The sequence below is a fragment of the Hymenobacter sp. BT559 genome, from assembly GCF_016427535.1.
Classification (GTDB): Bacteria; Bacteroidota; Bacteroidia; order Cytophagales; family Hymenobacteraceae; genus Hymenobacter.
In genome coordinates, this window is record NZ_JAELXV010000014.1 from 26074 (window position 1) to 51290 (window position 25217).

General features: G+C 59.8%; 17 protein-coding genes and 2 riboswitches. Of the genes, 2 read left to right on the plus strand and 15 right to left on the minus strand.

Annotation, left to right across the window (positions count from 1 at the left end; genetic code table 11):
• Positions 1–8: 8 nt before the first annotated feature.
• From JAO77_RS23760 to JAO77_RS23775, 4 genes are all read right to left on the minus strand, one after another.
• Positions 9–2378 (minus strand): TonB-dependent siderophore receptor, encoded by a 2370-nt coding sequence (locus JAO77_RS23760; RefSeq protein WP_198993043.1) that lies wholly within the window; start codon positions 2376–2378, stop codon positions 9–11.
• Between the two features lie 313 nt (positions 2379–2691).
• Complete coding sequence (locus JAO77_RS23765; protein ID WP_198993044.1) at positions 2692–3066, minus strand: hypothetical protein; 375 nt, start codon at positions 3064–3066, stop codon at positions 2692–2694.
• 682 nt (positions 3067–3748) lie between these two features.
• Positions 3749–4042 carry a hypothetical protein gene (locus JAO77_RS23770; protein WP_198993045.1) on the minus strand — a complete coding sequence of 98 codons (294 nt, stop codon included), beginning with the start codon at positions 4040–4042 and terminating at the stop codon, positions 3749–3751.
• 426 nt (positions 4043–4468) lie between these two features.
• A riboswitch (cobalamin riboswitch) is annotated at positions 4469–4668 on the minus strand.
• Between the two features lie 25 nt (positions 4669–4693).
• On the minus strand, positions 4694–5347 hold the full coding sequence (locus JAO77_RS23775; protein ID WP_198993046.1) for a hypothetical protein: 654 nt from the start codon (positions 5345–5347) through the stop codon (positions 4694–4696).
• A gap of 263 nt (positions 5348–5610) precedes the next feature.
• On the opposite strand from JAO77_RS23775, the gene cobN reads away from it, so the two are divergent.
• A complete protein-coding gene (gene cobN, locus JAO77_RS23780; RefSeq protein WP_213019476.1) occupies positions 5611–9906 on the plus strand; it encodes a cobaltochelatase subunit CobN in 4296 nt (1431 codons plus the stop codon).
• 85 nt (positions 9907–9991) lie between these two features.
• Positions 9992–11983, plus strand: coding sequence for a magnesium chelatase subunit D family protein (locus JAO77_RS23785; RefSeq protein ID WP_198993047.1), 1992 nt, complete (start codon positions 9992–9994; stop codon positions 11981–11983).
• Positions 11984–12142: 159 nt separating this feature from the next.
• Here JAO77_RS23785 and JAO77_RS23790 read toward each other — a convergent pair whose 3' ends face one another.
• The 11 genes from JAO77_RS23790 to JAO77_RS23840 all read right to left on the minus strand — a co-directional run bounded on the left by JAO77_RS23790 (position 12143) and on the right by JAO77_RS23840 (position 23814).
• Positions 12143–12841, minus strand: a complete 699-nt coding sequence (locus JAO77_RS23790; RefSeq protein ID WP_198993048.1) for a hypothetical protein — start codon at positions 12839–12841, stop codon at positions 12143–12145.
• A gap of 54 nt (positions 12842–12895) precedes the next feature.
• Positions 12896–13960 carry a cobalt-precorrin-5B (C(1))-methyltransferase gene (locus tag JAO77_RS23795; RefSeq protein ID WP_198993049.1) on the minus strand — a complete coding sequence of 355 codons (1065 nt, stop codon included), beginning with the start codon at positions 13958–13960 and terminating at the stop codon, positions 12896–12898.
• A gap of 7 nt (positions 13961–13967) precedes the next feature.
• Positions 13968–14777: a precorrin-6A reductase gene (cobK, locus tag JAO77_RS23800; protein ID WP_198993050.1), complete on the minus strand. Its 810-nt coding sequence runs from the start codon at positions 14775–14777 to the stop codon at positions 13968–13970.
• Positions 14778–14938: 161 nt separating this feature from the next.
• Entirely contained in the window at positions 14939–16813 is a 1875-nt protein-coding gene (gene cobM, locus JAO77_RS23805) for a precorrin-4 C(11)-methyltransferase (protein WP_198993051.1), read from the minus strand.
• Positions 16810–18000 (minus strand): precorrin-6y C5,15-methyltransferase (decarboxylating) subunit CbiE, encoded by a 1191-nt coding sequence (cbiE, locus tag JAO77_RS23810; protein ID WP_198993052.1) that lies wholly within the window; start codon positions 17998–18000, stop codon positions 16810–16812. The genes cobM and cbiE overlap by 4 nt, the downstream gene beginning before the upstream one ends.
• Positions 18001–18015: 15 nt before the next feature.
• Positions 18016–19374 (minus strand): precorrin-3B C(17)-methyltransferase, encoded by a 1359-nt coding sequence (gene cobJ, locus JAO77_RS23815; protein ID WP_198993053.1) that lies wholly within the window; start codon positions 19372–19374, stop codon positions 18016–18018.
• Positions 19365–20093, minus strand: coding sequence for a precorrin-2 C(20)-methyltransferase (gene cobI / locus JAO77_RS23820; protein ID WP_198993054.1), 729 nt, complete (start codon positions 20091–20093; stop codon positions 19365–19367). Before cobI ends, cobJ begins: the two co-directional genes overlap by 10 nt.
• A gap of 3 nt (positions 20094–20096) precedes the next feature.
• On the minus strand, positions 20097–21035 hold the full coding sequence (locus JAO77_RS23825) for a sirohydrochlorin chelatase (protein ID WP_198993055.1): 939 nt from the start codon (positions 21033–21035) through the stop codon (positions 20097–20099).
• A gap of 8 nt (positions 21036–21043) precedes the next feature.
• Positions 21044–21919, minus strand: coding sequence for an NAD-dependent epimerase/dehydratase family protein (locus tag JAO77_RS23830; RefSeq protein WP_198993056.1), 876 nt, complete (start codon positions 21917–21919; stop codon positions 21044–21046).
• A gap of 12 nt (positions 21920–21931) precedes the next feature.
• A complete protein-coding gene (locus tag JAO77_RS23835) occupies positions 21932–22237 on the minus strand; it encodes a (2Fe-2S) ferredoxin domain-containing protein (protein WP_198993057.1) in 306 nt (101 codons plus the stop codon).
• Between the two features lie 120 nt (positions 22238–22357).
• A riboswitch (cobalamin riboswitch) is annotated at positions 22358–22548 on the minus strand.
• 228 nt (positions 22549–22776) lie between these two features.
• Entirely contained in the window at positions 22777–23814 is a 1038-nt protein-coding gene (locus tag JAO77_RS23840) for a PDDEXK nuclease domain-containing protein (protein WP_198993058.1), read from the minus strand.
• Positions 23815–25217 lie beyond the last annotated feature (1403 nt).

The window sequence follows — 25217 nt, forward strand, 5'->3', positions numbered from 1 at the left end:
ACGAATTCTTAAAACGTGTAGCTCGCCGAGAGTCGGCCGTTGATGCCGGCCTGGGGCACCCAGTAGTAGAGGCCGTTGCGCAGCCAGGGTGAGGCGAGCAGGTCGTGGTTGAGCAGGTTGTTGACCAGCAGGTTCACCTTGAGGTGGGCCGACTGCCAGCCCACGCCCCCGTCGAGGCGGAAGTAATCGGGAATGGCATAGGGGCTAGCCACGGCGTAGCGCCCTGTCCGGCCGGCCTGGTATTGGTACCCTAGGGAGAAGCTCAGGCCGCGCACCAGCCGGGCGGGCAGCTCGTAGTTGAGCCAGGTATTTTGGATATGCTTGACGTAGAGCGGCGTGCGGGCCCCCACCAGCTGCGGGTTCACGTCGCTGTCGATTTTGGAGTCGTTGTAGGCGTAGTTCACTACCACGTTCAGGCCCCGCACTACTTGGCCCACGACGTCCACATCCACTCCTTGGGCGTGGTTTTCGCCCACCTCAATGCGGTAGAGGCTATTGTTAGGGTCAGTGGCAATGATGCTGGAGCGCGTGATGTAGTACACGGCCACGGCCGAGGTCCAGCGCCCGTCAAACCAGTTTTTCTTCACTCCCAGCTCGTGGTTGGCGCCCTTTTGCGGGGCAATGGCCGCGCCGGCGCTCGTGGTGCCGGCCTGAGGCACCAGCGTGCGGTCGTAGAGCCCGTACACCGATAAGCTAGGCAGCAGGCTGTAGCTGATGCCTAGCCGCGGCGTGGCCACTTGGTCGCTAGAGCTGCTCGCTACGCCCGATACCAGGTTGTTGGTTTTCACGGAGGTATAGCGCAAGCCCGGTGTAATGCGCAGCTTGTCCGCCAGCAGCGCTACCTCATCGAGGGCGTATAGCGAGTAATAAGTGATAGTCTGCTCGGTGTTGCGGGAGGCTAGCCCATTGGGGGCCGTGTAGCCCGGCACGTCTGCGCCGTACTGAGGATTGCTCACGTCGAGAGGATAGTACACAAGCTGCGTGGCGCCGGTCGAGGTGCGGGTTGTGTTGTACTCTACGTAGCTGTCGGCCAAGAACTTCTTCTGATTAGCATCGACCCCGGCCAGCAGCTGGTGAGTGAGCGGACCGGTGCGGAACTTACCGTTCACGAAGGCCTGCTGCGAGAATACCTGCGCGCGGTTAAGGTCGTACTTGGGGTTGCGTAGCAGCACATTAGGGTTGACCGCGTTCACGCCCGTCACCCAGAGGTAAATGCCCTCCGCCTTATCGAGCAAAAAGGCGCCCCGCGCCGTGAGTTGCCAGTTAGCGTTGAACTGGTGCCCCAGCGTGAGGAAGCCCGAGTGGTCTTGCACCCGAATGGGTTCCAGACTGGGCTCGCTGATGGTGAAGTCCCTAGGCAAGCTGCCGAAGCCGTTGGGCGTCATGACGATGGGGCTGTACAGGCCATAGCTAAACGCCTGAAACGTGTACTCGGCCGCCAGGTAAGTGCGGTCACTGAACTGGTATTTCAGCACCGGGGCCACCAGCAGGCGCTTGTTAAAATCGCCCTGCACGAAGGAATTGCTGCGCATCACCATGCCGTTGAGGCGGTACTGAAGCTTGCCCGATTTGGTGAGCGGGCCACCTAGGTCGGCTGCCAGACGGTAGAAATCGTAGCTGCCCAGCATGGCGCTTAGCCCGTAGTGCGGCGTGCTGGTGGGCTGCTTGGTTACGGTGTTAAAGCTGCCAGCCGGGTCGCCGATGTTGTTCATAAACGACGACGGCCCCTTCACAAACTCGACCCGCTCGATGACAGCCGCATCGTCGGGCACGGGGCCGCGGTAGATGGGCGTCAAGTCCACCCCGTTGCGCAGGGAGGCAATCTGGCCACCGCGCATGAAAAGGTAGGGCCCTAGGTTATTGGATATTTCCAGCCGCGTCACGCCGCTCACGTTGCGGCTCACGCTCTCGGTCAGGTTGAAGCTGCCTTGGTCAAAAATCACCTCCGGCGTCACGGCCTGAATATTCTGGGGCAGTTCGAGTAATGGCGTTTGCAGCCGCAGCGCGCTCGACACGGTCTGGGTGGTATACTGCCGGTAATATTTCGACGTGACCACGGCCTCACCCAGCGTAGTGGCCGCGTCAGTCGTCAGGCCGATGGTGAGCAGCTGGCTGTCGCTCACGCGCAACGTTTGCGGCAAGTACCCTAGGTGATTGACGAGGAGCGTGGTAATAGTCGTGCGCCCGCGCAGCTCAAAGCGCCCGGTGCTGTCGGTAGTGGTAGGCTGGCTGGCCTGTGGGCTGCTGACGGTGGCCCCGCCGATGGGCGCACCCGCCTGCGGGCCATCGGTCTGGCGCACCACGCCGTGCACCACCGTTTGGGCAAATGCTCGCGCCGTCAGCAGCAGTAAAAAGCACGTGAATACGACTTGTTTCATGAAAGGCAACCCAGAAGAAATAAGATGAAAGTGAGCCTAGGGCTAGGCAAGGACCGCTAGCACAAGCTGGCATCCGAGGGGCACCAAGGCGTAGTCGCAGGCTCGCCTGTATACAGGCAACTGCTCCGCTATCCACCCTAGCTAGCGTAAAGACACTCCGTGCGCAGCGCGTTGAAGCTGACCCGTAGGTGGCACGGCCGCCAAGCGACCGGCCACAGACGTAGTTGCCCTAGAGCCCCGTAGTAAGTAAATGCATAGGCTAGCCCCTGCGCCCTAGCACAGAAGTCACCAACCTGCCCTTTAGGTAGTTGCCTTACGCTTGCGGCGGGCGAAATATGCCGTGGGCGGCGCTAGCTGGCACCCAGGCCGTCCGGTGTGGGCCGTAGCCTACGGGCGCGCTGGCCCAGTATACAGGCGCCGCGGGCACCTGACTTTGGAAGGCTACTGGCAACATCTCCACTTGCTCTTTTAAGGGATTAGGAGCCTTATTTTCCCGCTCTTCCTGCTGCTTGAGCTGTTTGGCAAAGTAGCACTTGCCATCGCAGTGCAGCTGGGGACGGGTCTTGTTGACGCAGAAGCGCGCCGTGATTATGGCCCGGTTCAAAGTAAAATCTACCACCAACACTTCGCGGCTGAACGTTTGCAGCAGCACGAGCAAAATGAGTAAGTAGGAGAAAAAAGCCTTCACAATAGAAACCTGAACAGCTACAAAGGTAGGTTAGAACCCATTTTAACGGCTTACATAACTAAGTAAGCTTCTTTTGGACATGCCAGTGTGAAGAAATCACATCAATGATGGCACGAACTGATACAGCTTAAAACAAATAATTAAACTCAGTTGCTTATGCCGCCGAACCAAACGGTAGAATGGTCCCAAGGAGTGATTGAAGTAAACGATGTCGAGGTCGGAAACTTCGCTTTGAAAAGTATTTGGTGTTTATGGTACAGAGCGGCCTGAGCTTGTTGCATTACATCTTCCGCTTCTTCAAAGGGTAGGTCAGCCTCATAGTCACTCAACTCTTGCAAGCAATGGAGCCATACCTGATGATGAGTCATCGCTTCCCACCCATTAGGCGGTACCAAGCGTGGAGCATAAGCAGCTACATGCTTTTGGAGTGAGTGGTCAGTTGGTTTGCGCATTAAATAACAAGGAATGAGAAGTTCCTTCAGGTTGTCATTGGCTAGCCATAAGTAATCCGCTTAGAAGATGCTAGCGTTCAACTTTCAATAGAAGAAAAGGCCGAGTGTAAAATTGATTTATTGGGGCGAGGCTACCGAAGCGTGAGCTATTAGCTAAGCAAGCGTTAAACGCTTTGCTTAGCTAATCAAGTGGCGTTAGTGTACAGTTAAGTATTGTAATTAGCTTTCTCTTAGCTGTGGTTGAGGCTGGATTTAGTAGTGAACTTAGCCGCCCCAGCACTGGTAAAATCGCCGAGACGCGTTGCATAAAGTCTTCTGAGCGCTAAAAAGTCAGCGTCGAAGCCGCGAAGAAATAGCCGCTTGGCCTTGCCGTCGCTCGCGTGCTGCGCAATCAATAGGCTCGGTACCAGTCGCAGCGAGTCGTGGGTCGAGTTGAGAGAACTCAGCGGCTGGTTGGGGTTGTGGGGCTGGCTCTCTGTCGCTTCGGCCAGGTTGAGGTTAGTCGCAGACAGAGTATGGGCCACGCCCCGTACTTCGTCGACATATGATATAATTAATTGATTACTAAAATCATAACATGTAGTCCTGCCGCGCAAGTCGCAAGTACTGGGTTTCCGACTCGCCAAGCGAAACTGACTACGCGTATCGGTGACCGTGCCGCTCGGCTGGCCCCAGCATAGGTCGGTGACGGTACCGCGCAGGGCAGCTATGCTTTGGGCCGTGGCCGAATGCGTTGTCACTAAACCCAACGCGCAGCATACGCAAACTATTGATTTTATGCCCAATAGACTAGAGAGCATCTGCCTAGAGCCACGCAAAGCAGTGGCTAGCAGGCGAGCGCGCCAAACCCCCGGGGGCCAGCAAAAAATACGGAAAACTACGCCCCCGGCGCGGCCGGGGGTAAGCGAGGGGTAGGGCATGGTACGACGCGCCTTTCTGCCGAAGGCCGGGACTGTATGAAGCAAGTGGCAGGTCTTCTGACTTCCCCCACTGCCCGACGGCCTTCCCATCCGCAAAGGGACAGTGGCACTAGATATCGAACAGCTTATGAGAGGGTTACAGCAGCGGAGACTGTCCCGGAGTTACACCGGATTCCCTTTTAAAATCGCCCCGCACCGCGGAAGCGACTACCAATTGCTGGGGCGAAGGTAGGGGTATTTAGTTGAATAATGCCGTTAGCCCAGTCCCTGTATGCTCTCCACCAGTGTGTACACCCCAATGGCGATGGAAAAGGCCCCCACCACGTAGTTGAGCAGCTTGAGCGAGGGCTGCCAGCGGCTCGAAAACCGCGTGGCCGAAAAGGCAAACAGGCACCCGTAAGTGGTCATAGAAACCAAGATGCCAGCGCTTTGCAGCACAATAATCCACACGGCGGCTGTGGCATCGCGAGCGGCTAGGGTAAGGGCAATGGTACAGGCGCCGCCGGTGCCAGCCAGCCCGTGCACCATGCCCACCCAGAACGAGCGGCTAAGCCCCGTCGGTGGCCCAATGGGGGAGGGGACTTTGGTAGGCAAAGGCTTAGGCTTTATGAAGTTGCGCCGAATAGCCAGCATGCCCAGCCAAATCATGAGCGGCCCGATAGCTAGCTCAACCTGCGCGGCGATATGCAGCGAAAGCTTCGATTTGAGCAGAATAATCAGGCTAGCGAACACGATGAGTGTGAGCGAGTGACCTAGTGCCCAGTGCGAGGAGCGCCAAATGACGCGCCACAGCCGCCTCGCGCCTTGCTTTTGCTCGGTGGCCAGCACTGCCACGGCCGCCATGTGGTCGGGCTCGAACGAGTGCTGGATGCCGAGGAGCAGCGAATCAAAAAACAGGGGATTGAGCATGAGTGGGTAAGTCAGCGCGCCTCGGAAAAAGACAAGTCGGGAGAAGGCCAGAAATTGCATCGGGCCGCGAGTAGGCTTGGCGGCAGGCGCATGAGGGCCGGGCAAACATACTGGCGGGCCAATTGTAGCAGCGTCAGCAAACCGATACCTTGCGTCAGCAAAACTTGGCACCGCTGCCAGCCGACAGTCACGTTTTTCAAAATCAATATTTTGAAATTCAAAGTATTATGCCTGCTCAATAGTCACCCATTATTCTTATCCCTATGCGCGAAATCAAACGCCAACGTGTGCAGCGTGCCGACGGCAAAGCCATTAACCTAGTGCAGCGCCGGGGACACCTTTCGTACTGCTACAACGCCTGCTGCTGTGGCCGGGTGGATAGGGGCTACGCGGCCGTGCCCGTAGATTTGTACAAAAGCGAGTGGCTGCGGCGCAAGCTGCGCAATACCGTGCACATGACCAAAGGCGGCTGCTTAGGTCCCTGCACACTGGCCAATGTGGTGACGCTGCTCTTCGACGGCCGCTCGACCTGGTTTCACTCCATCAATAGCGACTGGCAGGTGCTGGCCATTTTCGACTATATCGACAGCCTAGTGGCCGCCGATGGCTACCTCGCCCCGCCTGCCGAACTGGCCGAGTATGTCTTCCAGTTTTACAGCTGGACTGGTGCCGAGACGACCGACGCGGCCGGCGTTGCCGCGCCCGTTGCGGCCGAGGGCATTGCCTTTCTCACCCACGCCGAAACCGACCTGCTGACGCTGCATCGCAGCGTGCAGGAGCTGCCCACCGACTTTCCCAAAACGGTTGGTATCAACTTGCTGGGCATCAAGAATGAAACCCACATGGCCCAGCTGCTCGACCGCGAGCTGGCCGCCGCGCGCATTATTGTGTTGCGGGTGCTGGGCCGGCCGAGCAGCATCCCCGGTTTTCAGGAGTTGGTGCGGCGGGCCAAGGCCCAGGGTCAGCACCTGCTGGTGTTGAGCGGCGCGGGCGATTTGAACCCCGAACTGGCGGCCGTGTCCACGGTGTCGCCGGCCGTGCTGCACGAGGCCCTAGGGTACTTGCAGGCCGGCGGCTACGCCAACCTCACCGCGCTGCTCTACTACCTGGCCGACCACTTGCTGCTCACCGGCTTCGGCTACGAACCGCCAGTCACGCTGCCCGAGCACGGCCTCTATCACCCCGACCTGCCCGAAAACGCCGACCTAGCCGACTGGCTGCGCCTGCGTAATCCGGCCCAGCCCACGGCGGGCGTGCTCTTCTACCGCGCCCACTGGGTAAGCGGTAACCTGGCTTTTGTCGATGCGCTAGTGCGCGAGCTGGAAGCGCAGGGCGTCAATGCCTTGCCAGTATTCACAGCTTCGCTCAAAGCCGTGGATGTGGACACGGGTGCACCGTGGGCATTCAGCTTTTTTCAAGGTGAAAACGGGCCGCTGCTTGACGTGCTGATTAATACCGTATCCTTCGCCATGAGCGAAGTGAACCCTGACGGGCCCACCAGCGCAGGGTGGTCGGTGGAGGCGCTGCAGCAGCTCGATGTGGTGGTGCTGCAAGCCATCACGAGCGGCATGGCACGCGGGCCCTGGGAGTCATCGAGCCGTGGCTTGAACCCGCTCGACACGGCCATGAACGTGGCGCTGCCCGAGTTTGATGGCCGCCTCATCACGGTGCCGATTTCCTTTAAGGAGAAAAACCGCGAGGCCACCGGCTACGCGCCCGTGCCCGACCGCGTGGCGCGGGTAGCCGGTCTGGCGCGGCGCTTTGCCCGGCTGCGCCAAGTACCGAATCCAGAGAAGCGGGTAGCATTTGTGTTCACCAATTCTAACAGCAAAGCCTCGCAAATTGGCAACGCCGTGGGGCTAGATGCGCCGGCTTCGCTGCTGACCTTGTTGCACGCCATGCAGGCTGAAGGCTACGCCCTAGGTGAGCTGCCACCGACCGGTACCGCCCTTATTCACGAGTTGGTCGACCGCTGCTCGTACGACGAAACCTACCTCACGCCCGAGCAGCTAGGTCGGGCCGTGGGGCAAGTGTCGTTTGTGCAATACGCGCAGTGGTTCAGTGAACTGCCGGAGGCGTTGCAGCAGAAAATGACCAAGCAGTGGGGCCCGCCGCCCGGCGCTACCTACGTGCACGACGGGCACATTGCCCTGGCCGGCATCGAGCTGGGCAATGCGCTGGTGATGCTCCAGCCGCCCCGGGGCTACGGCATGGACCCCGACGCCATTTACCACCAACCCGACCTGGCGCCTACCCATCATTACTACGCCTGCTACCGCTGGCTGCGCGACGGTTGGGGGGCAGATGCGCTAGTGCACGTGGGCAAGCACGGCACCCTGGAATGGCTGCCCGGCAAGGGCATTGGCCTATCGGAGAATTGCTTTCCCGACGCGTTCTTGGGAGATTTGCCGCTGTTCTACCCTTTTATTATCAACGACCCCGGCGAGGGTTCGCAGGCCAAGCGCCGCGCCCACGCCACCATTTTGGACCACCTCACGCCGCCCATGACCACGGCCGACAGCTACGGCGAGCTGGCCCAGCTTACGCAGTTGGTCGATGAGTACTACCAGGTCGAGGTGCTCGACCCGGCCAAGCTGCCGCTGCTCCAACGCCAAATCTGGGACCTAGTCAAGCAAACCAACCTTGACCAGGACCTGGCCGTGCTCTTGCGCCGCGACCACGGCGACCACGTGCACGACTGGGACGATGACATGACACCCGAAGGCGTGCCCGTGAGCCTGGCCGAGATGGACGGCAAGGACGTGGCCCACCTCATCGAAGACATCGACGGCTACCTCTGCGAACTGGGCGCCGCCCAGATTCGCAACGGCCTGCATATCCTGGGCCAGGCGCCCGAGGACGAGATGCTGGTCGATATGCTGCAAGCCCTCACCCGCCTGCCCAACCTCGGCGTGCCAGGCTTGCAAGCCGGGCTAGCCACATTGTTTGGCTTTGAGCTGGAACAGCTTTTAGCAGCTAAGGGCCAAAAGCTAGCGGTAGTAGGCGCACAGTTTAAGGCCCTAGCCGGCCGACCCGTGGTGACGGGTGCGGACGCGCTGGAAGTGCTCGACGAACTAACGCGCCACCTACTGCTGGTGTGGCAGCAGCGGCACTTTCGGTCCGATTTGCTCGATGAGGCGCTGTTTGAAGCCTTGAATGTGGCGCCTAGTCAGCCCGGCCTAGCCGAGGTAAAGCAAACGCTAGCCTTTGTAGGCCAGCAGCTTTTGCCTAACCTGGCCCAGACTTACGACGAGGTTTCCAACCTACTCCACGGCCTAGGGGGTGGCTACGTGCCAGCCGGCCCCAGCGGCGCACCCACCCGGGGCATGGCCCACATCTTGCCCACCGGCCGCAATTTTTACGCCGTAGACCCCCGTGCCCTGCCCTCGCAGGCGGCCTGGGAAGTGGGCCAGCAGCTAGCCCGCGAGGTGCTGGCGCGCCACCTCAAGGAAACCGGCCGCTACCCCGAAAGCGTGGGCTTAAGCGTGTGGGGCACCAGCGCCATGCGCACCCACGGCGACGACGTGGCCGAAATCCTGGCCCTGCTAGGGGTGCGCCCCGTGTGGCAACTCCAAAGCCGCCGCGTAACGGGCGTGGAGGTGATTCCGCTGGCCGAGCTAGGCCGCCCCCGCATCGACGTGACTACCCGCATCAGCGGCTTTTTCCGCGATGCCTTCCCGCACCTCATTGAACTGCTGGACGATGCTGTGCAGCTCGTACTGGCCCTCGACGAGCCGCTCGACCAGAACTTCGTGCGTAAGCACTACCTAGGGGACCTTGCCGAGCTGCACGCGCTGGACGTGCCCGCCGAAGAAGCCGAGCAGCGCGCCGGCTACCGCATTTTTGGGGCCGCACCGGGTAGTTACGGGGCCGGCATCCTACCGCTCATCAACGAGAAAAACTGGCAGGGCGATGCCGATTTTGCCCAGGCCTACGTGAACTGGGGCGGCTACGCTTACACCCGTGCTGCGAGCGGTGCCGATGCCCGCCCCGAGTTTCGGCAGCGGCTGGCGGGCGTGGAGGTAGCCCTGCACAACCAGGATAACCGCGAGCACGACATCTTCGACAGCGACGACTACTTGCAGTTTCACGGCGGCATGATTGCCACCATTCGTAGCCTCACAGGCCAGCAGCCTAAGCACTATTTCGGCGACACCCAGGACCCCGCCCGCCCCGCCGTACGCGACCTCAAGGAGGAAACCCTGCGCGTGTTCCGCTCCCGCGTCGTCAACCCCAAGTGGTTGGCTGGCATCCAGCGCCACGGCTACAAAGGCGGCTTGGAGCTAACGGCTACCGTGGATTATCTATTCGGCTACGACGCTACAGCTAAGGTAGTTGATGATTGGATGTATGAGAAAGTGGCTGAAACATACGCCCTCGATGCTGGGATGCAGGAGTTCTTTGCCGAGAGCAACCCGTGGGCGCTGAATGCCATTGTCGAGCGATTGTTGGAGGCGGCGCAGCGGGGGATGTGGGCTGCGCCCGCGCCCGAAACGCTTGCCGCGTTGCAGGCAGTCTACTTGCAAAGTGAGACGCTGCTGGAAGCGCGCAATGAGTAGCAGCTCGCCTTGCACCCCCGGCCCCTCTCCCGGAGGGGCCGGGGGTGCAAGGCGTTAGGATTGCATTTTGAATTTATACTTACCCATGAACTACCCCTTCGCCGCCCTGGTCGGCCAAGACATGCTGAAGCAAGCCCTGCTGCTGTGTGCCGTAAACCCAACCCTAGGTGGCGTGTTGCTGCGCGGCGACAAAGGCACGGCCAAAACCACCGCCGTGCGCGGCCTGGCCGACGTGCTGCCGCCCATCCTAGCCGTGCCCGGCTGCCCGTTTAACTGTGAGCCCGGCCAGCCGGCGGACCTGTGCCCAGTGTGCCACCAGCCCGACGCTGTGGCGCGGGAGCTACCCGCGCCCTTCGTCAATTTCCCCCTAGGGGCCACCGAAGACCGCGTGCTGGGTAGCCTCGACCTAGAAGGACTACTAGCCGACCGCCAGAAAAAGCTGCAACCCGGCCTGCTGGCCGCCGCCCACCGCGGCGTGCTCTACATCGATGAAGTAAACCTGCTGCCCGACCACTTAGTCGATGTGCTGCTCGATGCAGCGGCCACTGGCGTGAGCACCGTGCAGCGCGAAGGATTGGCCGTGAGCCACCCGGCACGGTTTGCGCTCATCGGCACCATGAACCCCGAAGAGGGCAACCTGCGCCCGCAGTTTCTCGACCGTTTTGGGCTGATGGTGGATATCTCGGCCCCGCGTGACGTGGCCGAGCGTACGGAGGTAGTACGTCGCCGCATCGCCTTTGAGCGCGACCCGGCAGCTTTTCAAACTCAGTGGCAGCCTGCGCAAGCAGCCATACGACAGCAGCTGATAGCCGCTCAACTACTGCTGCCTGCCGTGCAGATGCCCGAAGGCCTGCTCACGCTCATCAGCCAGCTATGCACTGAATTAGGAGTGGCCAGCCTGCGCGCCGATATCGTGCTGTATAAAACGGCCCTTACCCTAGCCGCCCTAGAAGGCCGCACCACTGTGACCGCCGCCGATGTGCGCCGCGCCGCCGAATTGGCCCTGGCTCACCGCCGGCGCGCCCAACCCTTTGACAGCCCTAGCCTTCCCTCCCAAACCCTGGATGAGCTGATGCAGCAGGCCCCACTACCTACTCCCGATACTGCGCCCCAACCACCCACCCCACCTAGCAATTCAGCTCAGCCCAGTGAAGAACCATCCTCAGCAGCAGATAATGCGGCACCTGAGGAGGATAATACCCCACTAGGCGCCCCTCAGGAAGCTTCCCCCGAGCAGGTATTTACTGTTGGGCCGACGGCGCCAACCCGGCCCATTGTGGTGGAGGCAGCGCCGCCCGATGCACCACTCGTAGGCCTAGCCACTGGCCAGCGCGGGGCCAGCGTGCCCGCCGCGCGGGGCCAGTACATGCGGGCCGTGCTCGACCGGGCTCCGTCAGAGCTGGCCATTGAGGCGACGGTGCGCCAAGCTGTGCTGCGCGACCCCGCGGCGGCCCAAATTACCCGCGATGACCTGCACCAAAAAGTGCGTAGCAGCAAGACCGGTACCTTTCTGCTACTCGTGGTCGATGCCTCGGGCTCGATGAGCGCCAGCCGCCGCATGGAAGCCGTGAAAGGGGCCGTGCTCAGCCTGCTCACTGAGGCCTATCAGCAGCGCGATACTGTAGCTGTTATTGCGTTTCGGGGCGTAGAAGCGCGGGTGCTGCTGCCGCCCACCCGCAGCGTGGCCGTAGCCGAAGAAGCCTTGCGCACGCTGCCCACGGGCGGGCGCACACCGCTGCCACATGCCCTGCAACTAGCCGCGCAGTTGCTAGCGCGAGCTGACTACCCAACTGACTTACAGCCGCTACTAGTGCTACTCAGCGATGGCAAAGCCAATGTGCCCCTAGCCGGTGGCGGTGATGCTGGCCAGCAAACCCAGCAACTCGCCGAGCAACTGCGCACGCAAAATATCCCCACCTTAGTCCTCGATACCGATACCAGCTACCTGCGCCTAGGTAAGGCTGCCGAGCTGGCCACTGCCCTAGGCGCACAATACCTGCCACTCGACGAGTTATCTGCCACGTCGCTAACCAACACTATTTTAACGGTTAATAATCAGATGCTAGCGCGAGTTTAGCGCAGTGTAACTCGTGCCTAGTTATGACGTGGAGGCTGCACCTCTACTGCTGCGCTAGCGGCAAGGCTACATAAACCCGCAGAACACATTATGTTGCTAGTACTAACACCAACTTGCCGCTAAATCCGCGCTAGTGCAAGCAGGGCAGTAGCAGCATGCTTACCCCGCAAAGCCGTTGTAAATCCAGAGTAAGCCTACGCCAATCGATACCACGCCGACAACGGCATTTATTAGTTTGAATACTACTTGATTACGCTCGATAAACCGCGATACCGAGAAGGCCATTACGCAGCTGTAAGCCGTCATGGCGACCACAATACCAACGCTTTGCAGGGCAATGATGCCGATGGCCGTGCGCGTGTCTTTGGCGGCCAGCGTGAGGGCCACGGCGCAGGCCCCGCCCGTGCCGGCCAGCCCATGCAGCATACCTACCCAGAAGGAGCGGCTGAGTACATTCATCGCGATTTCTTCGCCCTGGCTGCCGTGCAGGTGCAGGGCATTGGTAAGGTGAGCGTGCTCGGCAAATTTCTTGTGCTCGGCCATCAGTTTCTTGAGCTGGTGGTTGCGCCGGATAGCTTCCCAACCCAACCAAATCATGACTGGGCCTACTGCCAATTCGGCCCAGCGCGAAAAACTCAGCGGCAGGGCTGAGCGCAGCACCAATGCCAAGGCACTGAAGATAATGAGCGTGAGTGAGTGACCTAGGGCCCACTGCGACGAGCGCCAGATGAGCTTGCCGTAACCCGTGTTATAGCGCTTTTTTTCGGTGGCTAGCACCGACACGGCCGCCATGTGGTCGGGCTCAAAGGAGTGCTGCACACCGAGCAGCAGCGAATCAATCAGGAGAGGATAAAGCAAGCGGTGGGGGTAGGAGCAAATGATTAAAGCAGGGTAACGCTATTTTGCAGTTGATTAAAAATCAAACGCATACGTGATAAATTGCTCAGTAGCATCAATCAACACCAGCCGGCAGGGCCGCGTGCCCGTGATGGTGCCAATAACGGCGTGGCAATGACGGGCCAGCACGGTGTAAAACGGCTCAGTAGCCGAGAAGGGAAACAGTTCGGTGAGGCCGCTGGCTAAAGTAAGCTGCGCAATGGCCGCGCACCGCTCGGCAGGGTAGCCGGCCTCAGTGGCTACCCCGGCCACCCAATCTTTATCCCAGCTCGACTGGTTGCTGTGAGTGTTGAGGGCGCCCTGGGCCAGCTTCACGGCCTTGCCCAGCATGATGCCCATGGTGAAAGAAGCTAGGGGCGAGGCAGCAATTTTTTCCAATGTCTCACCTATCCAGTTGCCGTATTGGATGAAGCCCACGGCGGGTAGGTGCGCGAAGAGGTGGCGCAGCAACTTCTCGCTTTTGCCGCCCGAGTTTATCACCACTTCCGTCAGCCCATTGGCTATGGCCACGTCGATGCCCTGCACGATGCTCGCTACGTAGGCTTCGGCCGAAAAAGGTTTCACGATGCCGGTAGTACCTAGGATGGAAATGCCGCCCACGATACCTAAACGGCCGTTGAGTGTGCGCTGGGCCAACTGCGCCCCCCCGGCCACCGCCACGCTAATAGATACGCCGGGGTCCGCGCCTTCCTCGGCCAGCACCTCGGCCACCACGGCGCGCATCATCTGGCGAGGTACAGGGTTGATGGCCGGCTCGCCCACCGCAATGGCTAGCCCCGGCAGCGTAACCGTGCCTACGCCCTCGCCGGGCAGGAAGACAACCTCACCAGTATCGTTGAGCGAAACTGTGCAGCTGATTTCGGCCCCGTGCGTCACGTCGGGGTCGTCGCCGGCATCCTTGAAGGTGGCGCAACGGGCCTGTTTGGCGTCGTACTCGCAACTGTGCAGCGCAAACCCCACCACCTCGCCGCCCGGCAGCGTGATGGCGACTTCCACCACCGCTTCCTGCCGCAGCAGCGCCCGCAGGGCCGCCTTGGTGCAAGCCGTGGCGCAGGCCCCGGTGGTGTAGCCGGAGCGCAAAGGTCCTTCAGGAACCGGCCGTAAGCCCATGTAGGTGCGTGTGTAAGTAAGCCAGCAACTCGCCCTCGCCCGCCACGGGGCGAAAGTGCGCCGGCATGGTGGGCCGCTGCACTACGAAAATAGGCACGCCTGCCGCCAGCGCTGCCGCCAGCTTCACCGAGAGGAAGCCGCTTTCGCCGCTTTCCTTCGTGACCACGGCCTGTACCCCTAGGCGTTGGATGAGTGCCATTTCTTCTGCTACATCGGTGCCCGGCCACGCGGGCAGCAGCCAGTCGGCCGGTAGTCCCGCCTGGTCGGCCAGTGCCACCGACGACGCCCGGGGCAGCACCCGAAAATACATAGGATGATGCTGCCAGTAGCCGCGCAGTCGCTCGATGGTCTGCACGCCGCTCAGGGCCAACACGGGAGCTAACCCAGCGGCACGCAGGCGAGTTATTACTTCTTCATAGTCAGATACATGCCTAATAAGAGGGTGTTTCTGGCGCGGCGGATATTCTCGCTCTAGCCGCAGTACCGGCAGGCCTAGCTGCTGGCTAGCCTCGGCCACGGTGGCGTGCAGCGCCTCGGCAAACGGATGGCTGGCGTGCACGAGGCACCCTACCCGGTACAGTTGGCAAAACTCCACCAACGTCGCTGTGGTGAATGCGCCCCAACGGTAGCGGCCATTGGGCGGCAGGTTCACCTCTACTTGCGTTTTAGTCGAATACCAAAAAGTATACTCCGTGTCCGTTAGCCAGGCCGCCACTTGCTTACCCTCCGTGGTGCCCCCAAAAACCAGGATGGTTTTAGTAGGTAGAGATGCGAGGGAGGTAAGCATTAGGCTTGTTTTTGACTATTAAAAACGGCAATATTGGGTGTCATGCTGAGCTTGTTGAAGCATCTCTACTGCTTCGTTGAGCGGCCCTGGATAGGCGATAGAGATGCTTCGGCAAGCTCAGCATGACAGACGTTTTTCAAGTTAGCTACTTCAGCAATAAGCTACTGGCCGTTGTCAGCCTGCTTTCTAGGTTTCTTAACCTTAGCTGGCTTGCCGGTACGGAAAATGTGCTTCCAATCGGGGTGGTAGAGCTGCGAGCGGTTTTTGCGGGCTCCGATGGCCGTGCCCACCACGATGAGTACCGTGCGCGTGAGCTTGTGCTCACGAATGAGGCTGGCCAGGTCGGCGAGCTGGCCGGTGTAGATTTCCTCATCGTCCCAGGTCACGCGGTAAAGGATAGCTACGGGCGTATCGGCGGGGTAGTGTTCCTCCAGCTGTGCCTGTACGCGCTTGGCAATGGTGGCACTTAAGAAAATGCACATGGTGGCGCGGTGCTGGGCCATCGCCGCTAGGTCCTCGTGCGGGGGCAGGGGCGTATTGCCTGCGCCGCGCGTCAGGATGATGGTTTGCACTACTTCTGGAATGGTAAACTCCGAGTTCAGGCTAGCCGCCGCGGCCTGAAACGCCGAGATGCCGGGCACGATGAAGTAGTCCATGCCGCGCTCGTCAAACTCCGTCATCTGTTCCTGAATCGCCCCATAAATAGCCGGGTCGCCGGAGTGCAGCCGCACGATGAGGTGGCCGCGCTCGTAGTGCTCGGTCATCAACGCTAGTTGGTCTTCCAGGGTCATACTGGCCGAGTTTCGCACCACCGCGCCGGGCTTGGCGTAGTGTGTGAGGCGCTCGGGCACCAGGCTGCCGGCATAAAGAATCAAGTCTGCCGCTTCAAGTAACTCCTTGCCTTTTACACTGATGAGGCTGGCATCGCCCGGCCCCGCGCCCACGATGGCGACTACACCGCGCCGCTCGGCCGTGGCATCGAGCGCTACGGCTAGGGTGTGCTTCTTACCCGAGGCCACCGTGACTTTTTGCTTTTCCAGCAGCAGGTTGCCGTTGCCGCTAGCCAACTGAGCGGCGGCCTCGCCTACGCTGGGCACGCCGAGCTTGCTCAAGACTACCTCCGACGGATTAGGGATGGTTTGAGTATTGAGCGCATCGGCGGGGTAGGTAAGCAGTGGCACCCCTAGACGCTCAGCTAGCGCTAGAAAAGCTACTTCGTCGTGCTTGATATCGATAGAATTAATAGACTTAACCGACTCTATCGCTAACTGTTGCGTAGCTAATTGGGCGCGCACTGAAGCTTCTAGCAAGTCGGCTTCGATGTCGCGCGAGCAGCCCATCCCTAGGTGCAGCACGGGCGCGTAAAACGTGAGTACCGGCACTGGGGCCACTACGGGGCGGTAGGTCACGGCTAGTACCAATTGGTATTGGTCCCACTCGATATCCTCCCGGTCATAAAACACGTCTACAAAGTCCGGCTTGGTCTTTTCAAGGTAGCGGGTGCCCTCGTCCAGCACCTCCAGCAGCAGTGCGGTTTTGGTGTTGTTTACAAACAAGGAAATCAGCTGGTTGAGCGACTGGCTAGGTACGGCTTGCCAGCCAAACTGCGCCGCCAGCGTATCCAGGGCCCAAATATTCTGCAAGTCGCTGGCCGTGGTGATAATGGCCTGCGCGCCGAGCACCCGCGCCAGGCGGCGCGCCAGCTCGTTGGCCCCGCCGAGGTGCCCGCTAAGCACCGGCTGCACAAACTGCCCGTGGTCGTCGAGGTTGAGGATGGCTGGGTCAGTGGCCTTGTCCTGCACGTAGGGCGCAATGCTGCGTACGCAGATGCCCAGCGCTCCGATGAAGATAAAGGCATCATAATCAGCAAATGACGCGGCCAAAAAGTCGGCAATAGACGCTATGGACTGCACGGTGGGCACGTCGCCCGGGCGGGTCGAAAACACGACGACGCCTTCAAGCTCCCGGCAGAGGCGGTCGGCGAGCAGCACACCGCGGTCGGTGCTGGCCAGGATGGCAGTAGGCTTATTCTTCATGGTTTGCGGGCGGTCAGCACCCAGATGGGGTTGTGTTCGTCGAGCTGCACGCGTTGGGGGGGCGCGGGCAGCTCCCAGCCCAGCGCGTGCGCCTGGACTAAAAATTGGTCGTGGCTCTCGGGCAGCACGGCATTTAGCACCACGGTGCCGCCGGGGGGTAGCAGCGCGTCGAGCCGGGCTAGCAGCTCGGGCAGTCGGCCGCCGTGGCCACCGACAAACACGGCCTCAGGCACTGGCAGCGCGGCCAGGTCTTGGGCAAAGAAATCGCCCATCACTACCCTGATGCCGGGCGCCGAAAGCTGCCGCGCATTGGTGTCTAGGATGGCTTTGCACTCGGGCCGCTGCTCAAAGGCCACCACGGCCAACTGCGGAAACAGCCGGCGCGCCTCAATGGCGACCGAGCCCGTGCAAAAGCCCACGTCCCAAAACACGCGCTTGCCGGCTAGCCCTAGCTGGGCGAGGCTGAGCAGACGAATGGCCTTCTTGGTTATCATGCCCGGCCGGCCCGGCAGCCCCACGAAGGCCGCATCGTCGAGGCCCCAACTGCGGGTGGGGGCCGATATTTGGCGCAGCAGCACGCAGTTCAGGGGCAGAAACTCGGCTTGGGCGGCCTCGGTCAAGGAGTAGCGCCCTAGGCGCTCGTGTGGGTCGTCGAGGTCTTCGCCCACCAGCATTTCGTAGTGACTGAATTGATAGTCTAGCAGTCGCTGGGCGATGGCAGCCGGCGTGCGCACGCCATCGGTGAGCACGGCGATGAGCGGCTCGTAGCGCAGCAGCGCCTCATCGAGCTGCTGCCAGCTTCGGCCGTGCACCGACGTGTTGTGCACTCGCTCGTAGGGTTGGCCTAGCTTGGCGCACAGCCGCTGCACGCTGTTGAAAGCCGGATATACAGCTAAGGTAGCCGCCGCATCATGCGTTTGAATGGTGCGCACGATGCCAAAAAATAGCGGGTCGCCGCTGGCGAACACCAGAATTGGCGCCCTTATCGCCCGGTATTCAGCAAACAGCGCCGGCATATCACCACCAATGGGTAGCCAAATATGGGGCCTGGGAAGTAGGCTCTTAACCAATTCGTGATGCCGCCACCCGCCCGAGAACACCGCATGCGCCGCTATCAGCCGGCTCACCTCGGCGGGCAGTTCCACGGGCGTGGTATTAGGTAGGCCAACTACGGTATAGTGTCGCATCAAGAAATAAGTGGCTTACAGCGCTTGCTGCAAGGTGAAAGCGGCATTGACGATGCTGGCGGCCACGCTGCTGCCGCCCTTGCGCCCCTCAATGATAACGAGCGGCACACCCGGTAAGCTCTTGGTTTTGAGCTTGGCCTCCACCACATTAACGAAGCCCACCGGCGCGGCGATAATGCCTGCGGGCTGGCAGCGGCCCGCCTGCACCTGCTCGGCTAGCTCAAACAAGGCCGTGGGTGCGTTGCCCACCACAAATAGCGCGGTAGGGTGTTCGGCCAGGGCCAGCCGCATCCCGGCCTGGCTCCGCGTCAGGCCTTCGCGCTCGGCGAGGTCGGCCACGCGCGCATCGTTGAGGTAGCACAGTACCTCTACCCCGTGCTGCTCGCGGTAGGCACGAGTAATACCGGCCTGCACCATCGTCACGTCGGTGATGACCGTGCCGCCGCCTGCTAGGTAGGCGTGCCAGTGCTCTAAAGGCTGGTCTTGCGCGTAGTAGAGCTGCTCATACTCGAAGTCGGCGGTGCTGTGAATGCACCGCACCACGGCCCACTGGTCGGCCGCCGAGAGGTCGGTACGCTGCAACTCAGCCCAAATCTGGCGGAAGCTCTCGTCCTGAATCTCAGCCCCCGTGGCGGGCTTGCGAGCCAGGTAGCCCCTAGGGGTCACCAGAAACTCGCCGAAGCGGTAGGTCTGCGAATTGCCAATCAGCACCAGGCAAAACATATCAACCAGCGTTACATCCAGTTCAGCCAGGGTAGTGAGATGAATGGTTTCCTCGGGCCGCGTGACCTGCCGCACGATGGCCACGGGGGTAGTGGGCGCCCGGTGCGCCAGGAAAATCTCGCGCAGCCGGCTCAACTGCCAGTTGCGCTTCTGGCTGCGCGGATTGTAGAGCGAAGTCACGAAATCGCCCACCGCGGCGGCCGTGATGCGCTTCTCAATCGTGGTCCAGGGCGTCATCAAATCGGAGAGCGAGAGGCAGCAAAAATCGTGGCCGATGGGCGCACCCAGCCGCGCCGCCGCCGCCTGAAAGGCGCTGATGCCGGGCAGCGTTTGCAGCTCAATATCGGTGCGCTGCTGGCGCGCCGCGTACTCGTACACCAGCGAGGCCATAGCGTAGATACCCGCGTCGCCGGAGCTAATAACGGCTACGTGCGTGCCCAGCTGGCAGCTATTGACGGCCAGCTCGGCGCGGGCTTCTTCCTCCGACAGCTCGCGGCCCAAACTCACGCAGCTGGGCTTGAGCAGGTGATTAACGAACTGAAAATAATAGTGATACCCAATCACAATGTCGGCGTCGGCCAGCGCCTGTTGCGCCGCCGGCACTAGGTACGCATCCGAGCCGGGGCCAATGCCAATGACACTTAATTGCATAGCAAGCTCTTCAAAATAAGGAGGGAAAAATAGGGTAGCTCGCGCCCCGCCAGCTCGCCTAGGTCGGTGGTGAGGTACTGCGCGGGCGTGCCCAGGCGCTCGGCGTAGTAGGCCGTGGCATGGCCCGCCGCCACGGCCGGCCGCACGTAGTCGAGCGCGCCCCGCACCTTGATTAACACGACGGTTTCAAACTCGCGCAGGTAGCCTTCGAGGGCCGCCACGCTAGCCAGCAGCGGGATGACGGCTACCTTCTCGCGCAGCACCGCTAGCGGCACTTGGTGCGCGGCCGTAGCCAGCAAAAAGGAAGGCACGCCAGCAATGATTTCGACTGGCAATTGGTGTTCGTGCAGGTGCGCCAGCAGGTAGGCGAAGGTGCTGTAAAAGGTGCTGTCGCCTTCGCTCACGAAGGCCACCGTGCGCCCGGCTTCATAATCGGCTTTTATGTGGTAAAAAACTTGCTCATATCCTTGTAGCGCCGCCGTGCGGTCGGTGCGCATGGGTAGAAACAAGCCGCGCATCTTGGCTTCGGCTAAGCCCAGCTCGCGCAGGATACCTAGGGAGTAGCTGCTCTGCTGCCCATCGGCCTGCACCGAGCCGGGGTAGTAAATGAGGTCGGCGCGCTGCAAAGCCCACAGGCCTTTAACAGTAATCAATTCGGGGTCGCCGGGGCCGAGCGACACACCATAAATTTTGCCTGTCGGGGCTGGAGTAGGGGCCATGCGCTAGATGCCGAGCAGGTTTTTGAGCTGCGGCAGCAGCCCTTTTTTTGCCCCAATTTTCTGTTCTTCTTCGAAGAGAATGCCCTTTACGTTAAGGTGGTGGCCGGTTTGCTCCTTGCCTACCTCGTCTTCAAAGCCAATCATTTGGGTGCGGTACTTGCAGAGCTGGCAGTTCATATTGGGACTGCCGAACTCGACTTCGGCGATGCGCTCATCCACGGCTTGCAGCAGCAATTCGTCGCTGCCGAAGGACGAGGTGTAGAGATACTCCTTAGACGAAATAGTTTGGTGTGCCTCCACCTGACTGTATATTCGCTTAAGCAGCACGCCAGTGAACAGAAATATTGGTAGCACCACCACGCGCCGGTAGGGCAGGCTCTCCACCAGCGGCAGCGTATCGGCGAGCAGCGGTTTGGTCACGCCCACATAAGCGGTGGTGGCGAAGCCGAAGCCCAGGCCTTCCCACACGAGGCGCGTGAGCTTGGCTACTTCTGAGTTGGCATCGGGGTCGTTGGTGCCGCGGCCTACCACCAGCAGGCAGCACTCCTCGCGGGGCACGGGCGGGTGGCCGGCTTCGGCATGCTGCACCATCTGGCGAGCCAGCTGCAAGAGCGGCGCCGAGATACCTAGGTGCCGCCCTAGGGTAATCTTCAGGTCCGGATACTGCTGTTGCAGCGAGTTCATCTCGAATGGTATATCGTTCTTAGCATGCCCGCCGGCGAACAGAATGGCCGGAATAGCCGTGATATTTCGCACGCCTTGCTGGTACATACGCTCCACAGCAGCGGCGTAAATAGGGTGAGCAAACTCCAAAAAGCCGTAGTCAATAATGCGGTCAGGGTAGCGTGGCACCAGCCCGGCCACTAGCTCCTGAAAGCCGGCCGTGCCCTCCTTATCGCGGCTGCCGTGTCCACAAATCAAAATGCCTTGTTTGGTTGCCATGCGTCCGTTTAGTGAGTGAGGGATGACCTAGGGGCGTCGAAAACCGCCAGTGGATTAGGATACAAAAACTGGTATTTCAGGGTGTCCTTCAGCTTATCAGAATTTACCACCTTATACGGCAGCGTCTGTACTGGCCCCATGTCGGGGAGAGTGAAGCCTAGCGCTACTGCGGCCGCAGCGTAGTATTCGCGACGGGTAGGATGCGCGTCGGCGCAGGCATTAAACACCTCGTCCCAGGCTCCTTGGCGCACGATTTCGTAGATAATGCGCACGCAGTCGTCGCGGTGAATGACGTTCATGGGGGTGTCAGCCGCCCGACTGCGCCGTTGAATAGCGGCCGCGTCGGTCGGCAGCCGGTCGTAGCCTATCAGCCCGCCAAACCGTAGCACCGTGGTTTGCAGCGTGGCTTCCTGCTGCAATACTTCTTCCAGCGCCCGCACTATCTGGCCGCCCGGTTTTTGGGGCGCGAGGGGGGTAGCCTCCGTCACCTCGGCGTTGGCCTCGCCATACACGGAGGTCGAGCTGACATACAACACGTGCCGGACGCCACTGGCGCGCAGCCGCTCGGCTAGCCGCTGATACTGGGCTACTTGCTGCGCGGCAGGCTGGCCGGCTTGGGGTGGCACAGCAATGAGCATTGTCGGTACTTGCCAAAACGAGCCGTCGGCCAGCGGGGCTTCGGCCCCTAGGTTTACTTCTTGGGCACCTAGGCCGAACTCGCGCACCTGCTGCACCCCCGCCGCGGTGGTGCGCGACACCTGCACTGTGTAGCCCTGGACTGTTAGGTACTGTGCCAACGGCAAGCCCAGCCACCCGCCACCCAGCACGCTAATGCGCTGGCCAGATGGTTGTAAGGGTTTAATGTTAGAAGAAGTAGCTGCCATGATGACTGCCGCTTAACCCTGGTGCAAAACGAGGGTGGCCACTGGTTCGCCAGCCAGTAAGTGCTGCGTTACCAATGCCGATGCCTGGTCGGGCGTGACGTGCTGGTACCAGGTGCCTTCGGGGTGCACAAACACCACCGGGCCGTGCGGGCACTGGTCGGTGCACTGGGTGCGCACAGTATGCAGTTGGGGTTTAGCCCCAGCTGCCACAATAGCGGCTCGCAGCTGTATGGTGGTATCGCCCGAGCCCTTCTTCAGGCAAGAGTCACCGTTGCAGATAAAGGCGGTGCGCTGAACGAGAGAAAGGTCTTTTGCCATGAGTAGCCGCAAGTCATTCAGCCTATAAAAGCTGGCGCTTATGGGCAAAGGCAACGAGCAACCAACAGCACCTGGGGGGCACTGAGCTGGCAACCCACAGCTTTTCTCCCGAAAGCGAGGTGGAGGTAAAGCTGACTGGCAGGTCTTCTGGCTCGTTCAACACCTAAGGCCTTCCCATAGCGGTTGCTACAGTGGCATGTACTTAGGTGCGGGGGCTGAACTTACAGCAGCGGGAACTGCTCCGGATTCGCACCGGATTCCCTTTTAAGTGCTTTCGCAAGCGAAAGCGCACCACTCAACGGCGCAAAGGTAGGCTTGACTTGACGTTCCAATATGATGTCAAGCGTGGCACCTCAATAAACCCAGCATCGCGCTTAATCTTCTAGGCAAGTTGCTGCTGCTAGTCAGTATATAGCTATTCATTAATGTGGTCACTCATTAAAGGTAGAATAAGGGGTCTTTTGTGGACTATTACAGAACCCACGAAAAGGCCTCGAAAACCTGCGTTTTCGAGGCCTTTTTTGTTGCCATTTTTTGGACTACAGCTCCTCCTTTTGTGGGGGTACTGCCGCATTCAACTGCTGCTCTAACTCAGCCAGGTTAGGTAAGGCATCTTGTAGCGTCGTGGGGAGCGGCTCCCCAAGTCGATACTCGGCCACGCCAATGGGTTTGTGGACATCACGCAGAGCGTATTCGGCCACTACGCGATTCTTGCTTTTACAGAGTAAAAGGCCAATACTGGGCCGATCTTCGGGGTGGCGTAACTGTTCGTCAACTGCCGTGAGATAGAAATTGAGCTTACCCGCATACTCGGGGCGAAACTCTGTGATTTTCAATTCGACCACCACGTAGGCCCGCAAGCGGACGTGATAAAAGAGCAAGTCGAGATAAAAGTCTTGGTCGCCAACGACCAGCGGGACCTGTTGGCCCATGTAGGCAAAACCACTACCTAATTCGAGTAAAAAGCGAGTGATCTGTTCCAGGAGGCCGCGTTGTAAGTCGCGCTCCAACACCTTATCCGTTAAAGCGAGAAAATCGAAGAGGTAGGGGTCTTTTAGAGTTTGTTGCGCGAGTTCGGACTGTTCCGGCGACAACGTGGCGGCGAAATTGGTGATGGCTTGGCCCTGCCGACGGTGATGACCGGACTCGATTTGATGGACGAGCACATCGCGCGACCAGCCATGCTGGGCCGTTGCGGTGATATAGTGCAAGCGAGTCGCCTCATCGGGTACCTTCTCTAGTAAGGTCAGGTGATGGTACCAGGGAATTTGTGCAAGCGTCGCTTGCACAAAGGTGGCATCGGGGTAAGCTTCGGCAAAGCGTCGCATATACTTGAGATTGCGCGCCGATAGGCCTTTCATCGCGGGAAACTCGCGGCGCAGTTCCGCCGAGAGTTGATCAATGACCTTCGCACCCCAGCCTTGCATTTGTTGTTGGGCGAGAATGAGCTGGCCAATGCGCCAGTAGAGGTCGAGTAGCTCGGCGTTGGCCGCCTGCGTGGCGCGCAGGCGAGCCGTATGAATTGCCGTTTTTAGTTGGTCGAGTAGGGGAGCCAGAGGGAAAGCGGGGGTAACCATGCTGGCAAGGTAGGCAGAGCGGTTTAACGCCTCACAACGGAAGTGCTACTAGAGCTTAGAATGCGAGGTGCTAATGAATGGCTTTTGCGTGTCTTATAATTGTAGATATGTAAAATAGCAGGTATCATATATCCGCTGCTGACGACCTGCAATTGCAGGTTGCCTTCTGCGCGGGTCGTGCAGCTGCGCTGGGCTAGCGCCTGTAAAAAGGTGAAAAAACTACTTACTAGTCTCATTACAAGCGATTTATGAAAAAATAGTTGAGAAAGTAACAACCGTCACTTTTTCAATTAATTGACTTATATTATTGATAATAAGTAGTTTATATGCTACTCTAAGCAGAGCCCCACTACCTGCAATTCGCTGCAACCTGGCTGAAGTGAGCGTAAAGTCACTGATTCGCGGTCTTACGCCCGCTTGTGGAGCGCCGAGCCGCTGCTGGCTGGCGACCCTTCGCTGGTCTCGTTTTGCCCACTGTACCGCGGCAATTGCCCCTGTTTACGGGCGGCAATTGCCGGGAGCTAACGCGGCAATTGCCGCCGTACCCCCCGCGAAACGCTGTCTCACATACGGCTCACTAGCCTACTGCTATCGTACAGTAGGTGAAGAAATTACATATTCACTGGCTTTTTTAGCGTCTCATTTTTGCGCGCCACCCCCTGTGACACGCTGACCCAGACTGGCAAGTAGCGGGACTACCTGAGGGGATATCTGGCCGCGTTTGGGCGTGAAGAAGGGTCGTCAGGCACGCGAGTGACCCACCCTACAGGGACCGGCTGTTACCCCTACGCACATCTGGGCGGCCTACCCGGAATCAGATTATTGCGTACTTTTTACCTTAACGGCTAGTAGTCAAATTACTACTTCCAAAAAATGGGTCATTTTTATTGCGTCACCCACGCCGCAGTGCGCGCCCTTTGGCAGGTTGGCAATTGCCAACCTGCCAATTGCCCGGAATATATGAACGCTCGCTGCTCGGTCTTCTCCTCCTTCCTAGCGGGTGGCAACCGCCGCTAACGCCCGAGACACGCGCTGGCAATTGCCGCGAAGCGCGTGCGTCGCCAAGCGCGAAAAGCCAATCTCACGCCAAAGTGCCCCCAGCGGCTGCAAACGCCCTTTTTAACTGTTTTTGGGCTTTTTCAGTCTCATTTCCTGGCTGAGCACCCCAGCTTGCCCTGTCGGCTTCTGGCAATTGCCGCGGCGTGCCACGGGGATATATGCCCCTCGCAATAATCCTTAATTAATTTGATTATAGCTATTTAATAGCTTGCCTTAGACTGGATGCAGCCCGTTTCAAATTTGATGGCTGGCAATTACCACGAGCTGTCCTGTCCGATAACGACCATTATGTAAAACCGAAGCAGTTGATAGTGACTACTAAGCAGCTTCGGAAAGCATGCCTT

Bases quoted from the DNA above. Each gene is read 5' to 3' on its own strand.
- JAO77_RS23760 (WP_198993043.1), bottom strand. From the start codon at position 2,378: ATGAAACAAGTCGTATTCACGTGCTTTTTACTGCTGCTGACGGCGCGA.
- JAO77_RS23775 (WP_198993046.1), bottom strand. From the start codon at position 5,347: ATGCTCAATCCCCTGTTTTTTGATTCGCTGCTCCTCGGCATCCAGCAC.
- JAO77_RS23840 (WP_198993058.1), bottom strand. From the start codon at position 23,814: ATGGTTACCCCCGCTTTCCCTCTGGCTCCCCTACTCGACCAACTAAAA.
- cobI (WP_198993054.1), bottom strand. From the start codon at position 20,093: ATGGCCCCTACTCCAGCCCCGACAGGCAAAATTTATGGTGTGTCGCTC.
- cobM (WP_198993051.1), bottom strand. From the start codon at position 16,813: ATGAAGAATAAGCCTACTGCCATCCTGGCCAGCACCGACCGCGGTGTG.
- JAO77_RS23830 (WP_198993056.1), bottom strand. From the start codon at position 21,919: ATGGCAGCTACTTCTTCTAACATTAAACCCTTACAACCATCTGGCCAG.
- cobJ (WP_198993053.1), bottom strand. From the start codon at position 19,374: ATGCAATTAAGTGTCATTGGCATTGGCCCCGGCTCGGATGCGTACCTA.
- cobK (WP_198993050.1), bottom strand. From the start codon at position 14,777: ATGCTTACCTCCCTCGCATCTCTACCTACTAAAACCATCCTGGTTTTT.
- JAO77_RS23785 (WP_198993047.1), top strand. From the start codon at position 9,992: ATGAACTACCCCTTCGCCGCCCTGGTCGGCCAAGACATGCTGAAGCAA.
- cobN (WP_213019476.1), top strand. From the start codon at position 5,611: ATGCGCGAAATCAAACGCCAACGTGTGCAGCGTGCCGACGGCAAAGCC.
- JAO77_RS23825 (WP_198993055.1), bottom strand. From the start codon at position 21,035: ATGGCAACCAAACAAGGCATTTTGATTTGTGGACACGGCAGCCGCGAT.
- cbiE (WP_198993052.1), bottom strand. From the start codon at position 18,000: ATGCGACACTATACCGTAGTTGGCCTACCTAATACCACGCCCGTGGAA.
- JAO77_RS23835 (WP_198993057.1), bottom strand. From the start codon at position 22,237: ATGGCAAAAGACCTTTCTCTCGTTCAGCGCACCGCCTTTATCTGCAAC.